The sequence below is a fragment of the Actinomadura luzonensis genome (assembly GCF_022664455.2).
GTDB classification, from domain to species: domain Bacteria; phylum Actinomycetota; class Actinomycetes; order Streptosporangiales; family Streptosporangiaceae; genus Nonomuraea; species Nonomuraea luzonensis.
Genome location: NZ_JAKRKC020000002.1, coordinates 2,597,949 through 2,611,990, shown reverse-complemented (window position 1 = coordinate 2,611,990; position 14,042 = coordinate 2,597,949). Strand labels below are relative to the sequence as shown.

The following is a 14,042-nucleotide window of genomic DNA, read 5'->3' as shown; positions in this document are numbered from 1 at the left end:
CTGTCCGGGTGCCGTCCGGGCCGGGTCGCAGTCGTGTCGCGGTCCGGGTCACACCGCGGTGATGGTCCACTGGTTGTTGGTGCTGGCGTTCGGGGTCCACATCTGCACGGCGGAGCCGACCGCGGTGAGGCCCGCGCCGTCCAGCGCCGTGCCGGTGCCGCGGTTGACGATCTGGTAGCGGCCGTTGCCCAGGTTGTTGAGCCGCCACTGCTGGTTGTTGCCGCCGTTCCAGGTCGTCTGCAGGCAGGAGGCGCCGTTGGCGGTGTTGCCCCAGCTGTCGGCGACCATGCCGTTGGTGCGGTTGACCAGGCGGTACCAGCCGCTGCCCAGGTCGACGAGCTGCCACTGCAGGTTGGTGCTGCCGTCGTAGGTCCACTGCTTGAGCGCCGACCCGGAGGCGACGTTGCCGCCGCTGTCCAGGACGAGGCCGGTGGTCACGTTGCCGATCCGCACCCAGCCCGTGGGGGTGGGGCCGGCGTCGAGGGCGGGGATGGCGCCGGTGAAGGTCAGCTTGACCACGTACGCCGGGGCGCTGAACGGGGCGGTGGAGGAGGGCATGGACAGGCGCAGGCCGCCGCTGTCCTGCGTGCGGCCCGGCAGGGCGACGTACTGGCCGGCCGCCGGGCCGAGCAGCTGCGCCGAGGCCAGGCTGCTCAGGTTGATCCGGTTCGAGCTCAGGGTCGTGATGGTCAGCGTGGCGCCCGGCCAGCCCAGCACGGTGGCGTACAGCACCCTGTTGTCCTTGCTCCGGGTGAAGCGGATGTCGCGGTTGGTCCCCGGCCGTGGCGTGGTGAAGGAGCCGCCGCCCATCTGGGTCGGGCCTTCGCCGTGGAGGGTCCAGGCGCGGGTGGCGTAGATGGACTCGCCGAAGCGCTTGAGGTAGTCGCCGATGCTCAGCAGGATCGTCCGCTGGCCGGAGGGGATGGTGCCGTCGGCCATGGGGGCGATGTTGAGCAGCATGTTGCCGTTCTTGCTGACCCGGTCGATGAGCGAATGCAGCATGGCCTCCAGCGAGTAGTAGCCGATGCCGACGGTGTAGCACCAGCTGGAGCTGGAGATGCTGTCGTCGGTCAGCCAGTAGGGGGTCTGGAGGGCGGCGGGGCCGCCGCGCTCGTAGTCGAAGACCTCGCCCCGGTTGTTGAAGCCGTCCTTGTAGGTGGCGACCACGTCCTTGTTCCAGGCGACCGCCCGGTTGTAGTAGGAGGCCAGGAAGCTCAGCCGCTGCGACTCCGGGATGCGGCCGAGGTTGAAGTCCTGCCAGATGACGTCGGGCTGGTAACCGTCGATCACCTCCTTGAGCTTGTCGTACCAGAGCTGGTACTCCGCGGCCGCGTCGAGCTGCCCGTACAGCTTGCGCAGGGTGGCGGTGGGCTGCGCCGGCACCCGCTCGTAGAAGCCGGTGAAGTTGTAGGCGTGGTGCAGGGACACCAGCAGCTTCAGGCCCTTGGCCCGGATGGCGTCGGCGTGCAGCCGCAGCAGGTCGAGCCGGGGGCCGGTGGCGAGCGAGTTCCACTCGTTGACCGTGCTGTTCCACATCGAGTAGCCGTCGTGGTGCTCGGCGACCGGCCCGGCGAACCTGGCGCCGGCGTCGGCGAAGAGCTGGGCCCACTCGCCGGGGTCGAAGTTGCCGCCGGCGGACTTCAGCTTGGGAGCGAACTGCACCCAGTTGCCCGCCTTGTCCCGTGCGCCGTTGATGAAGTTGTGGTACGGCCACACCGACGGGTCACCGTAGACGCTCTTGTGGTGGTTGTTCTCGTTGGAGCCGCTGAAGTACATGTTGCGGGGGTACCACTCGTTGGCGAACGCGGGGACGCTGAAGACGCCCCAGTGGTAGTAGATGCCGAACTTCGCGTCCTGGAACCACTCGGCGGCGGGCGGGTGCTGGTCCACCGAGGCCCAGCTCGCGGTGTAGCTCTGCGGCCCGTCGGTGGCCCACGCGCCGCGCACCCCGAGGAGGCCGGCGGCCGTGACGCCCCCGGCCCCCGCGAGCAGGGTGCGGCGGCTCAACCGGAAGGAGAACGAGGACATGGCGACCCTTCGTGAGCTGGAGCGGACATGGGGTTTCTTGCGGAGGGTGTGGTCGCTGCGGCAGTCGTCCTGAGGCTCAGGCGCGGGTCCACCTCTGGTTGCTGCCGCCGGTGCAGGACCAGATCTGCACCTTGGCGCCGTTGGCGGTGGCGGCGCCGGAGACGTCCAGGCACTTGTTCGCGCCGGCCGCGACGATGGTGCCGTCGGCGTTCAGGCGCCATTTCTGGTTGTTCTGGCCGTTGCAGTCCCAGATGATCACCGCGGTGCCGTCGGCGGCGCCCGCGCCGCTGACGTCCAGGCACTTGCCGCCGTACACCCGCAGCTCGCCGGCGCTGGTCGAGGTCCACTGCTGGTTGGGCTGGCCGTTGCAGTCCCAGATCAGCGTCTGGGCGCCGTTGGCCTGGGAGGCGCCGCTGACGTCCAGGCACCGGCCCGACCCCACGCCGCGGATCGCGGTCGTGCCGGGCTGGGTGGTGCCGCTCCGGGGCCCGGCGGACGCCATGACGGCCTGCGCCCCCGCCGGCCAGGCGCCGTTCGTGACCGTGACGTTGCCGGAGACGACGTTGCCGCGGTCGCCGTTCGTCACGTTGGTGCTGCCGTTGGTCGACCAGTTGCCGGTGACGGTCCAGTTGCCCATGTTCTCGCCGCCCCAGTAGTTGGCGGTGGCCCAGGTGCCGGTGTTCGCCAGCACGTTGCGGGTGACGGTGTAGTACCGGGACCCCTCGTCGAAGTAGACCCCGAACCAGCCGTTGGTCCGCAGGCAGTGGTTCTCGCTGATCAGCGCGTCCGGGTTCGCCGACAGGGTGTAGATGCATCCGCCGTCGGTCATCTGCTGCATGACGTCGTGCACGTAGTTGCCGACCAGCCGGTTGCCGGACGCGGTGGTGGGAGTGGTGTAGCGCGGCTGGTAGTCGTACAGGCCGCGGGCGGCGTAGCTGTTGTTGCCGCCGGCGTCGTTGGCGCCCCAGCCGTAGCCGATCGACAGGCCGGTGTAGGGCATGGCGGAGATCTCGTTGTGGGACACGTCGCTGCCGGTGACGTAGGTGGTCAGGACCGCGACGGCGCTGCGGTGGTCCAGCGCGAGGTCGTGGATCCGGTTGTCGCTGATCGTGATGTTCCGGTTGACCATCCGCTGGTCACCGGGATGGTGCGCGTCGGCCCGCACCCCGCCGACCAGGACGCCCCCGGCCGAGCTGCGGGCGATCTCGGACCTGGTGACCGTGATGTCGGCGGCGCCCAGGCCGACGCCGCTGGCGTGCGCGTTGGCGTCGTTGCCGATGCCGATGGCCGTCTGGCCGAGGTTGACGAACCGCGAGTCGGTGAAGGTGATGTGGTGGGCGGCGGAGACCTGCACGGCCGCGGGGCTCTGGTACCAGCTGGGCCGGGTGGCCTCGAACTGCCGGCAGCCCTCCTGGCACGAGGTGAGCCGGTCGGCGGGCCAGTTCCAGTCGCCGGCGATGTAGGCGCCCGTCTGCTGGTCGGCGTAGCCCTGGTTGCCGCTGGGCCCGAGCCAGCTCGTGCCGGTGAAGGTGATCCCGGCGAACGTGATGTGGTGGGCGGGCGCGTCGTAGGTGCCTCCGACGCTCACCAGGTACTGCAGGACCGGCAGCTCGACGCTGACGCCGTTCATGTCCTGCCCGGCCGCCGGGATGTAGGACAGGACGCCGGTCCCGGGATTGACGTACCACTCGCCTGGCGAGTCGAGGAACTCGTAGGCGTTCGTCAGGTACAGCGGGCCGGCCCGGTGCGGCCGGGTGAACGTGTCGTACCCGAAGGTGTTGTTGTTCCAGCCGGGCTGCTGCATCGTGATGACGTTGCCGCTGATGCTCTGCACCGTCACGTACCGGTCGGTGAAGGAGTTGACGCTCTCCAGCTGGATCCGGCTCTGGCCGGCCAGGTCGTTGAGGTAGCTCAGCGCGCCGCCGCCGAACCGCAGGCCGCTGGTGGTGGCGGTGAAGTCGGCCCGGTTCACCTGGGTGCGGGCGCGGGTGGCGACGGCGCCGTTGACGTAGAGCTGCCGGGTGTCGGTCCCGGCGCCGACGTCGGCGCGCCAGATGTTCCTCCCGGGGTCGGCCAGGGTCCATCCGGTGACCGCCCTGGCTCCGCTGATGACGGGACGGGCGCCCGCCGCGGCCTGCCAGCGGACGGTGTGGCCGTCGGTGCCGGAGTCGGCGGCGGTCATCCGGAGCGGCGCCGCGAGCCGGTAGACGCCGTCGGCCAGCTCGACGACGACGTCCCCGGACATGGCGCCGGTCAGCGAGCGCACCGCCGCCTGGGCCGCGGACAGCGAGCACGGCTGGGCGGAGGTGCAGGCGGTGCCGGTGCCGGCGGGCGCGGCGTACAGGGTCGTGGTGGCCGCTTCGGCCGGAGGGGCCGGGGCGGCGAGCGCGAGCGCCGCGGCCACGAGGCAGGCCAGGGCCGGCCGCAGCGCCGTGACGGACCAGGATCGGGGCACGGTGGGGTTCCTCACGGGTCAGCGGTAACCGGCGGAGACGATGTTGGCCTGCACGGCGTTCTCGGTGGCGTCGGACGGGTAACCGGCGACGATGGCTCCTTCGTAGAAGGTCCCCGCGCTGAGGTTGGCGCCGCCGCCGGGCTTGCAGCAGTCACCGCCGCTGCCCAGGATGATGGCTCCCTGCTTCTTCATGGGGCTGTAGCCGGCGGGCAGCCCGCCGTCCCACAGGGTGGTCAGGCCGCCGGACTGTGCGTTGCTCCCCTTCAGCGCGAACCGGGACGTCCCGTTGTTCTTCAGCATGGCCGTGACGAACTTGCTGGTGAACGCCCGCTGGTTCGGGTTCCAGGACTGGCTGCCCCCGGGGTACAGCCCCCATTCGAGGTCCGCCTGCACCCACGGGCCGCTGCCTGAGCAGCCGCCGAACCAGCACTGCGTGCTGAAGTTGATGGCGTCCATGGCCCCGGCGGCGTCCGCGCTCCGGGTCGTCTCGCTGTTGCCGTAGTCGAAGCAGCAGCCGCCGTTCACGTGGGTGCCGCTGGTCACCATGTACATGCCCTCGGGCGCGCTGCCGGTGGGGACGCCGGTCAGGTGGCCGTCCCGCCAGTAGCTGTTGCCCGGGTTGATGTACAGCGAGTACGCCTTCGTGCCGCCGGCCGTCAGCGACTCGGAGGTGGCGGTCGCGGGCCTGCTCTGGCTGGAGCCGGGCACCACGCTCGACCCCTGGTACCACAGGTCGTTGCCGCGGCCGGACTGGTCGTAGACGACCGTGATCACGCAGGTGGTGCCCGCGCAGAAGGAGTCCTGCGACGCCGCGTTGGCGAAGCCGCCCGCGCTCAGCACGCCGATGTTCCTGGTCGTGTTGTCCGACGAACGCCTGACCTGGTAGAGGTTGCCGTTGTAGGAGCGGTAGAGCGCCCGGACGGTGCTGTGCGCGGCGACGCAAGCGGTGCCGCCGGAGGCGTAGATGTCGCACGGGCCCCCGCCGGCGGGCGGGGTCGGCGAGGTGGTGCCGCCGCTGCCCGAGGTCCATCTCTGGTTGCTCTGCCCGTTGCACGTCCACAGGATGACCGCGGTGCCGTTCGTCGTGGCCGCCTGGTTCACGTCCAGGCACAGCCCCGACTGCCCGCCGGTGACGGAGCCGTCGGAGTTCTGGCGCCATTTCTGGTTGGCCTGCCCGTTGCACGACCAGATGATCACCTTGGTGCCCGGCGCGGTCTGGCCACCGTAGGCGTCCACGCAGCGGGTCCCGCCGAACACCCGCAGCTCGCCCGCGGAGGTGAACTCGAACCCCTGGTTCGCCTGGCCGTTGCAGTCCCAGATCTGCAGCGCGGCGCCGGCCGTGTCGGTGTTGCCCGCGACGTCCAGGCACCGCCCGGACGCCGCGCTGACCAGCGGCGCCACCGCCGCGGACGCGGGCGCCATCCACAACGAGGCCGTGCCGACGACCGTGACCAGTACCGTGGCGAGCGCGGCGGTCACCGCCGCGACGCCGGATGAAGTCCTCATCGATCTCCTCCTGGGGGGTGGAAGACCCGACGCCCGCGCGCGTGTTAGCGCTAACATCACCGGCAGGCCCGGCCGTGCGGATGACTCTGTGATGGTGCGGGCGAGCCAATACGAGCCGTGACGTCCTGTCAAGGATCCCCGGGCCCCGCCTCGCGCCGGAGCCGTCCCCAGCAGCGCGATTCCCCTCGCCACGATGAAACTTTCACTCTGGCTCGAACCGATTCGGTGATCTCTTGACAGGCAGACCGGAAACGGTTGAGCTTCTGGTGCCGAATCGATTCGACCGGGAGGCGCGCATGGGCACCAGGTTCAGGAGACGGCGCGGACGCCGCCACGGCCTCTCCGCACTGCTGTCCATCGGCGCGCTCGTCGCCGCGTCCGTCCTGCCGGCCGGGCCCGTCCAGGCCGCCGACCAGTCCATCACCGTCGACTTCGGCGCCGCGGGCGGCTCCCCGTCCTACCGCGCCTCCGGGTGGATCTACGGCATGACCGAGAACGCCTCCGGCCCGCCGGACCGCTTCTACACCGAGGTGAAGTTCCGGTACATGCGCGCCGGCGGCGCGCAGCTCGACAGCCCGGGCGGCTGGGTGTCCGGCAGGTACGACCGCCGGTGGGCCGCGACCCGCGCCCAGCTGCTGCGCACCCGCTCCCTGGGCGGCGAGTTCGTGCTGCTCGTCCACGACCTGTGGGGCGCCGACGGCTACCCCATCTCGCGCTTCCCCGGCGACAACGGCGACTGGACCGACTACGACAACTTCCTCACCCGCCTGATCGGCGACGTACGGGCGACCGGCGCCCCGGTGCAGTGGGACCTGTGGAACGAGCCCAACATCACGCTGTTCTGGAACCGGCCCCAGTCCCAGTACTTCGAGCTGTGGCGGCGCACCTACCAGCGCGTCAGGGCGGCGTTCCCGTCGCACCTGATCGTGGGCCCGAGCTGCGCGTGCGTGCCGTCCACGGGCGGCTGGTGGACGCAGTACCTCGACTACGTCAAGGCCAACAACGTGGTGCCCGACATCGTCAGCTGGCACTCCCTGCCGGGCGACCCGGTGGCCGACGTCGCGGCGGCGAACGCGAGCCTCGGCCCGCGCGGCATCCCCCACCCGCGCCCGTACCAGATCAACGAGTACGGCGCGGCCGGCGAGCAGAACCCCGCCGACGGCGCCTGGTACATCGCCCGCCTGGAGCGGGCCGGCGCCGACGGCCTGCGGGCCAACTGGGCGGGCGGCGGCAACCTGCACAACGACCTCGCCAACCTGCTGACCCGCGACTCCTCGGGGCAGTACCGGCCGAAGGGCGAGTGGTGGGCCTACCGCTTCTACGGGTCGCAGACCGGCCAGATCGTGTCCGTCACCCCCAGCTCCTCCTACGACGCGTTCGCGACCAAGGCGAGCGGAGTGGCGAAGATCCTGGTCGGCGGCGGCAGCACGACGGGCAACGTGGCGGTCGGCCTGCAACGGCTGGACACCACCAGCGGCATCGTCCGCGACAACCAGGTGCGGGTGGTCGTCGAGCGCATCCCGTACGACAACGGCGCCGCCGTCCAGGGGCCGGTGACCGTGCGGGACACGGTGGTGACCCTGTCCGGCAACGGCACGACGGTCAACCTGCCGCACACGAACGTCGACGACGCCTTCACCGTCACGCTCCTGCCCCCGGACGGCGGCACTCCCGCGGCCTCGGCGCTGCGCAACGTCAACGCCGGCCGCTGCCTGGACGTCCCGGGCCTGTCCAGGACGAACGGCACGCAGCTGGCGCTGTGGGACTGCAACGGCGGCGTCAACCAGCAGTGGCAGCCGACCGCCGCCAAGCAGCTCCAGGTCTACGGCTCCAAGTGCCTCGACGCCGGCGGGCAGGGCACCGGCAACGGCACCCCGGTGGTCATCTGGGACTGCAACGGCCAGGCCAACCAGCAGTGGAACGTCAACGCCGACGGCACCATCACCGGCGTGCAGTCCGGCCTGTGCGTGGAGGCGAGCAACTTCGGCACCGCGAACGGCACGAAGGTGCAGCTGTGGTCGTGCACCGGCACGACCAGCCAGAAGTGGACGCGGGGCTGACCGCCGGCGCGGCCGGGGACCGTCAGCGGCCCGCGCTCCCGTCCTGGGCCCGTCGGCCGCCCGCGCTCCCGTCCTGGGCGCGGGAGCCGCCGACGTCCCCGAGCACCGAGCGCAGCCAGGTCTCGGTCGTGCCGATGTGCATCAGCGCCGCGGCCTGGGCGAGCCGCGCGTCGCCGGCGGCCAGCGCGTTGTAGATCGCCTCGTGCTCGGCGACGGTCTTGTGCGAGCTGCCGGCCTCGATCGTGCCGCGCCACACCCGCATCCGCAGCGTCCGCCCGGAGATGCCGTCGAGCAGGGTGGACAGCGTCTCGTTGCCGGTCGCGCGCACCACGGCGCGGTGGAAGGCGGCGTCGTGGTGGTTGAGCTTCTCCACGTCGTCGCTGGCGGCGCGCATCGCGGCCAGGTGCTCGCCGATCTCGTCGAGCCGCTCGGCGGTGATCATGGACGCGGCCAGGGCGGTCGCCTCGGGCTCCAGCATCCGCCGCACCTGGACGGTCTCCAGCAGGGTGTCGTCGCGCAGCAGCTCGACGGCCAGCCCCAGCCCCTCCAGCAGCAGCCGCGGCTCCAGGCTGGTGACGTAGGTGCCGTCGCCCCGCCGTACGTCGAGCACCCGGGCCACCACCAGCGCCTTGACCGCCTCCCGCAGGGGGTTTCGGGACACGCCGAGCTGCGCGGCGAGCTGCGGCTCCGACGGCAGCCGCGCTCCCGGGGGCAGCTCGCCCGACTGGATGAGCCCGCGGATGCGGCTGATCGCCTCGTCGGTCAGGGACACGGGGACGCCCTCCAGCGGCGGGGCCGCTCGCTCAGCACGCGCTTCACGCTCGCAACCTAACAGACATCCCATGTCCGATCGAGGTCACGCAACAGACATGGGCTGTCTGCTCCTCCATGGACGGCCGGTTCGCCACATTCTCGGGATTTGTGCCCAGCATCTAGACACACCACCTCGACGGGGATTACAAAGACATCCCATGTTCTGGTGGTGAAGTTCTCTTCACCTCCCGGAAACAGCCAATGGAGGTGCACCTTCGTGCGCACACGTCGCCAGGGCGGGCCAACGTGACCGAGCTGATCTCCGCGGTCGAGGCCCACGACATCCGGTTCCCGACCTCCCGGCACCTCGACGGCTCCGACGCCATGAACCCCGAGCCGGACTACTCCGCCGCGTACGTGATCGTGCGGACCAGCGGCGGACAGGAAGGGCACGGGCTCGCCTTCACCGTGGGGCGCGGCAACGAGCTCGCCGTCGCCGCCGTGCGGTCGCTGGCGCCGCTGGTCACCGGGCGGCCGGCCGCCGAGGTGCTCGCCGACCTCGGCGGGGTGTCGCGCCGGCTGACCGGCGACAGCCAGCTCCGCTGGCTCGGCCCGGAGAAGGGCGTCATCCACATGGCGGCGGGCGCCGTGCTCAACGCCCTGTGGGACCTCCGCGCGCGCCGGGCCGGCAAGCCGCTGTGGCGGCTGCTGTCGGACCTCCCCCCGGAGGAGATCGTCGACGTCGTCGACTTCCGCTACCTGGAGGACGCGCTCACCCCCGGTGAGGCGCTGGCCCTGCTGCGCCGCGCCGAGCCGGGCCGCGCCGGACGCCTCGAACGGCTGCTGGCCGAGGGCTACCCGGCCTACACCACCACTCCGGGCTGGCTCGGCTACACCGACGACAAGCTGGTCCGGCTGGCCAAGGAGGCGGTCGCCGACGGCTTCCGCCAGATCAAGCTGAAGGTCGGCGCCGACCGGGCGGCGGACGCCCGGCGGGTACGGCTGGCCAGGGAGGCGGTCGGCCCAGGGGTGCGCATCGCCGTGGACGCCAACCAGGCATGGAACGTCGGCCAGGCGATCGAGTGGCTGGCCCCCCTCGCCGAGTTCGACCTGTACTGGATCGAGGAGCCCACCTCGCCCGACGACGTGCTCGGCCACGCCGCCATCCGCCGGCAGGTCGCGCCGATCAAGGTCGCCACCGGCGAGCACACGCACAACCGGGTGATGTTCAAGCAGTTCCTCCAGGCGGAGGCGATCGACATCCTGCAGCTCGACGCGGCCAGGGTCGCCGGGGTCAACGAGAACATCGCCGTCCTGCTGCTGGCCGCCAAGTTCGGAGTGCCGGTGTGCCCGCACGCGGGCGGCGTCGGCCTGTGCGAGATGGTCCAGCACCTGTCGATGTTCGACTACGTGGCCGTCAGCGGCACCACCGAGGACCGCGTCATCGAGTACATCGACCACCTGCACGAGCACTTCACCGACCCGGTGGTGATCAGGGACGGCCGCTACGTCCCTCCCGCCCGGCCGGGCGGGGGCGCCGAGATGCGTCCGGCCTCCCGCGCCGCGTACGCCTACCCGCACGGCCCCCGGTGGACCGCCAGCGCGGCCGCCGGCGGCACAGGAAAGGAACGACCATGAGACGAGCACTCCTCTTAGGCACGGCCGTCGCCCTGTCGGCCGGTCTGGCCACCGCCTGCGGGGGCGGCGGGGGCGGCGGCACGGCCGCCTCGGGGGGCGGCAAGCCGGTCGTCGGGGTGGACTACCCCCGCTCCGACACCGACTTCTGGAACTCCTTCATCAAGTACGTCCCCCAGTTCGGCGCCGAGAGCGGCCTGGAGCTGAAGACCTCCAACTCGCAGAACGACATCGCCAAGCTCACCGCCAACGTGCAGAGCTTCGTCAGCCAGGGCGTCAAGGGCGTCGTGCTGGCGCCGCAGGACACCGCCGCCGTCGCGCCCACCCTCCAGCAGCTCAACGCCAAGAAGATCCCCGTCGTCATGGTGGACACCCGTCCCGAGCAGGGCGACGCCTACATGGTGGTGCGCGCCGACAACCGGGCGTACGGCGAGAAGGCGTGCAAGTTCCTCGGCGAGAAGCTGTCCGGCAAGGGCAAGGTCGTGATGCTGCAGGGCGACCTCGCCTCCATCAACGGCCGCGACCGGACCGAGGCGTTCAACGACTGCATGAAGGCCCGCTACCCCGGCATCACGGTGTTCGGCGAGGCCGCCAACTGGGACGGCGCGATCGCCTCGCAGAAGCTCCAGACGCAGCTCACCGCCCACCCCGACATCAAGGGCGTCTACATGCAGTCGAGCTTCGCCCTGTCCGGCACCCTCCAGGTGCTCCAGCAGCGCGGCCTGCTGGTCCCCCCGGGCGACCCCAAGCACGTCTTCGTCGTCTCCAACGACGGCATCCCGCAGGAGCTGAAGGAGATCGCCGCGGGCAACATCGACGCCACCGTCTCCCAGCCGGCCGACCAGTACGCCAAGTACGCGCTGTGGTACACCAAGGCCGCCATCGACGGCCGGACGTTCAAGCCCGGCGCGACCGACCACGGCAGCACCATCATCCAGGTGCGCCCTGGCCTGCTGGAGGACCAGCTCTCCGCGCCGCTGGTCACCGCCGACGGCGCCGCGTACGCGGACGTCCCGAGCGTCAAGCCGGACGACTCCTCGCTCTGGGGCAACAACCTTGGCAGCTGACCGGACGGCCACGCCTGTCGCCGAGGCGGTGGGCGTCACCAAGCGGTACGGCGAGACCGTCGCGCTGGACCGGGCCGGCATCCGGATCATGCCCGGCACGACCCACGCCCTGGTCGGCCGCAACGGGGCCGGGAAGTCCACGCTGGTCTCGATCCTCACCGGCCTCCAGCCCCCGGACGAGGGCGAGGTGCGGTTCGGCGGCGCGCCCGCCCCGCGCCTGGCCGACCGGGACGCCTGGCGGCAGCGGGTGGCCTGCGTCTACCAGAAGTCCACGATCATCCCCGAGCTGACCGTGGCGGAGAACCTCTTCCTGCACCGCCACGCCCTGAACCGGTTCGGGCTGGTGCGCTGGAGCGCGGTGCGGCGCGCGGCGGCCGACCTGCTCGCCACCTGGTCCGTGGACGTCGACGTGCGCCTGCCGGCCGGCGAGCTGGACGTGGAGCAGCGGCAGTTCGTGGAGATCGCCCGCGCGTTGTCCTTCGGCGCCCGGTTCATCATCCTCGACGAGCCGACCGCCCAGCTCGACGCCGCCGCCATCGCCCGGCTGTTCACCCGCGTCCGTGCCCTGCAGGAGCAGGGGGTGACCTTCCTGTTCATCAGCCACCACCTCCAGGAGATCTACGAGATCTGCGACACGGTCACGGTCTTCCGCGACGCCCGGCACATCCTGACCACCACGGTGGCCGGCCTGCCGCAGGCCGAGCTGGTCGCGGCGATGACGGGAGAGGCCCACCGCCTGGCCGAGGGGCCGCTCCGCACGGCCGCGCCGGCGGGCGGCGGCGTGGTGCTCGGCGTACGCGGCCTGTCCAGCGGCGCGGCCTACCGGGAGATCGGCTTCCAGGTCAGGGCCGGCGAGATCGTCGGGCTGGCGGGCGCGGCCGGCAGCGGCCGGACCGAGCTCGCCGAGACCGTCGCCGGGCTGCGCGCGGCCGACTCCGGCACGATCGAGGTGGCGGGCCGCCGTCCCCGTCCCGGCAGCGTGCCCGACGCGCTCGCCGCGGGCGTCGGCTTCGTCCCCCGCGACCGGCACCGCCAGGGGTTCGTCCCGATGATGTCGATCGCCGACAACGCCACCATGACCGTGCCCGAACGGCTCGGCACGGCGGGCCTGATCAGCGGCCGGCGTCGCGACCGGCTGGCCAGGACCCTGATCGCCAACCTGCGGATCAAGACGCCCGGCCCCGGCCTGCCCGTGATGGGGCTGTCCGGCGGCAACCAGCAGAAGGTCGTCATGGCCAGGGCGCTGACCTCCGATCCCCGGCTGCTGGTCCTGATCACCCCCACCGCCGGGGTGGACGTGCGGTCCAAGGAGTTCCTGCTCGGCAAGGTCGAGGAGGCGGCCGCCCAGGGGACCGGCGTGCTGATCGCCTCCGACGAACTCGACGACCTGCGGCTGTGCGACCGGCTGCTGGTGATGTTCCAGGGCCGCATCGTCGCGGAGCTGGCCAGCGGATGGCACGACCACGACGTGGTGGCGGCCATGGAAGGAGTCCGGCTCGATGCCTGAGAACACCCTCGCGCGCGACAGCGGGACCGCCGCCCTCGAGCGGGACCGGCCGCGGGTACGGCTCGCCCGGCTGCGCGACTTCGCGCTGATCCCCGCGATCGTGGTGATCGCCGTCGTCGGCCAGATCGTCAACCCGATCTTCCTCCAGGGCGACAACCTGATCAACATCCTGCAGACCATGTCGGAGATCTCGCTCCTGGTCCTGGCCCAGACCATCGTGCTGGTCGCCGGCAAGATGGACCTCTCGCTCGAGTCGACCTTCGGGCTCGCGCCCGGCGTGGCCGCGTGGCTGACCGTCGCCGCCGGCTCCGGCGCCGGGCTCGGCCTGCTGCCGGGCGCCTGGTCGGTGCCGATCACACTGGCCGTCGGCGTGCTGGCCGGCGCGGTCAACGCGCTGCTGATCGTCCGCTTCGGGCTCAACGGCTTCATCGTCACCCTCGGCATGCTGATCGTGCTGCGCGGCCTGCTCACCGGCATCTCCGGCGGCCAGACCTTCTTCAACCTGCCGCCGTCGATGCTCTACCTCGGCTCGGCGGTGTGGCTCGGGGTTCCCGCCTCGATCTGGCTGTGCCTGATCCTGTTCGCCGCCGGCATCGTGCTGCTCGGCTTCACCAGGTTCGGCCGCGCCCTGTACGCCATCGGCGGCAACGCGGACGCGGCCAGGGCCGCCGGCATCCGCACCGGCCGGGTGCTCTGGACCGCGCTGGTGGGGGCCGGCCTGCTCGCCGCGCTGGGCGGCCTGCTGATGTCGGGCCACCTCGCCTCGGTGGCCGCCGCGCAGGGCGACGGCGCCATCTTCACGGTGTTCGCCGCCGCCGTGATCGGCGGGGTCGGGCTCAACGGCGGCAAGGGGACGATGTTCGGCGCGTTCACCGGCATCCTCCTCCTCTACATGATCCAGAACGTCCTCACCCTGGCGGGCGTGCCCGCCCAGTGGATCCAGGCGCTCAACGGCGCCATCATCATCATCGCCCTCGTCCTGTCCCGCCTCACCGGGGGCAAGGCCCAGGAGTAGCCGGGTGGAGCGGCAC

The 14,042-nt window shown here is 71.6% G+C and carries 9 protein-coding genes; 5 read left to right on the top strand and 4 right to left on the bottom strand.

Annotated elements, in window-relative coordinates:
• Positions 1-48 precede the first annotated feature (48 nt).
• The 3 genes from MF672_RS42410 to MF672_RS42400 all read right to left on the bottom strand — a co-directional run bounded on the left by MF672_RS42410 (position 49) and on the right by MF672_RS42400 (position 5,989).
• A complete protein-coding gene (locus MF672_RS42410) occupies positions 49-2,028 on the bottom strand; it encodes an alpha-L-fucosidase (protein WP_242376162.1) in 1,980 nt (659 codons plus the stop codon).
• 76 nt (positions 2,029-2,104) lie between these two features.
• Positions 2,105-4,498 carry an RICIN domain-containing protein gene (locus tag MF672_RS51645; protein WP_302893368.1) on the bottom strand — a complete coding sequence of 798 codons (2,394 nt, stop codon included), beginning with the start codon at positions 4,496-4,498 and terminating at the stop codon, positions 2,105-2,107.
• A gap of 3 nt (positions 4,499-4,501) precedes the next feature.
• The gene (locus MF672_RS42400) at positions 4,502-5,989 is read right to left on the bottom strand and encodes a lectin (RefSeq protein WP_242376163.1); all 1,488 of its coding nucleotides are present in this window, start codon (positions 5,987-5,989) and stop codon (positions 4,502-4,504) included.
• A gap of 296 nt (positions 5,990-6,285) precedes the next feature.
• On the opposite strand from MF672_RS42400, the gene MF672_RS42395 reads away from it, so the two are divergent.
• Positions 6,286-8,049, top strand: a complete 1,764-nt coding sequence (locus MF672_RS42395) for an RICIN domain-containing protein (protein ID WP_242376164.1) — start codon at positions 6,286-6,288, stop codon at positions 8,047-8,049.
• 22 nt (positions 8,050-8,071) lie between these two features.
• Here MF672_RS42395 and MF672_RS42390 read toward each other — a convergent pair whose 3' ends face one another.
• Positions 8,072-8,821 carry a FadR/GntR family transcriptional regulator gene (locus tag MF672_RS42390; protein WP_242376165.1) on the bottom strand — a complete coding sequence of 250 codons (750 nt, stop codon included), beginning with the start codon at positions 8,819-8,821 and terminating at the stop codon, positions 8,072-8,074.
• A gap of 287 nt (positions 8,822-9,108) precedes the next feature.
• Here MF672_RS42390 and MF672_RS42385 point away from each other — a divergent pair, with 287 nt between their 5' ends.
• Genes MF672_RS42385 through MF672_RS42370 form a run of 4 tightly spaced genes read left to right on the top strand, consistent with a single transcriptional unit; the run spans position 9,109 to position 14,026 of the window.
• Positions 9,109-10,440, top strand: coding sequence for an enolase C-terminal domain-like protein (locus MF672_RS42385; protein ID WP_242376166.1), 1,332 nt, complete (start codon positions 9,109-9,111; stop codon positions 10,438-10,440).
• Positions 10,437-11,504, top strand: coding sequence for a sugar ABC transporter substrate-binding protein (locus MF672_RS42380; RefSeq protein ID WP_242376167.1), 1,068 nt, complete (start codon positions 10,437-10,439; stop codon positions 11,502-11,504). The genes MF672_RS42385 and MF672_RS42380 overlap by 4 nt, the downstream gene beginning before the upstream one ends.
• Positions 11,494-13,011: a sugar ABC transporter ATP-binding protein gene (locus tag MF672_RS42375; RefSeq protein WP_242376168.1), complete on the top strand. Its 1,518-nt coding sequence runs from the start codon at positions 11,494-11,496 to the stop codon at positions 13,009-13,011. The genes MF672_RS42380 and MF672_RS42375 overlap by 11 nt, the downstream gene beginning before the upstream one ends.
• Positions 13,004-14,026, top strand: coding sequence for an ABC transporter permease (locus tag MF672_RS42370; RefSeq protein WP_242376169.1), 1,023 nt, complete (start codon positions 13,004-13,006; stop codon positions 14,024-14,026). Before MF672_RS42375 ends, MF672_RS42370 begins: the two co-directional genes overlap by 8 nt.
• Positions 14,027-14,042: the final 16 nt, after the last annotated feature.